General features: G+C 61.7%; 1 pseudogene. It reads right to left on the bottom strand.

Features of this window, described 5'->3' with window-relative positions:
- Positions 1-420, bottom strand: a pseudogene (locus EXE45_RS18080) (branched-chain amino acid ABC transporter permease); the annotation flags it as partial.

Raw genomic sequence — 420 nt, forward strand, 5'->3', positions numbered from 1 at the left:
AGGACGCCGATCAGGATGACGAATGCGATCGCCACCCTGTATGTTGACGAGCCGGGTATCAGGTAAACGCCGACGTCCATGCTGAGTCCGATGATCATCGCACCCGCGACGGCGCCGTACGGGGAAGAGATCCCGCCGAGGATCACGGCCGCGAAGATGGGGAGCAACAGCGCGAACCCCATGTTCGGGGTGAGATTCGTTGCGAACCAGCCGGTGAGAATCCCGGCGAGCGCGGCCAACATCGCAGCGACGACCCACACGACGAGTTGAACGCGGTCGGCGTCGACGCCACGGACCTCTGCCAGATCCATGTTGTCTGCGGTCGCGCGCATAGCACGCCCCAATTTGGTGGTTTTCAGAATCACGTTGAGGACGAACATCGCCGCGATAACCACCGCGAGTATCGTGATGTGCTTGACG

Origin of the sequence: Halorubrum sp. SP9 (assembly GCF_005435015.1) — an archaeon.
Classification (GTDB): domain Archaea; phylum Halobacteriota; class Halobacteria; order Halobacteriales; family Haloferacaceae; genus Halorubrum; species Halorubrum sodomense.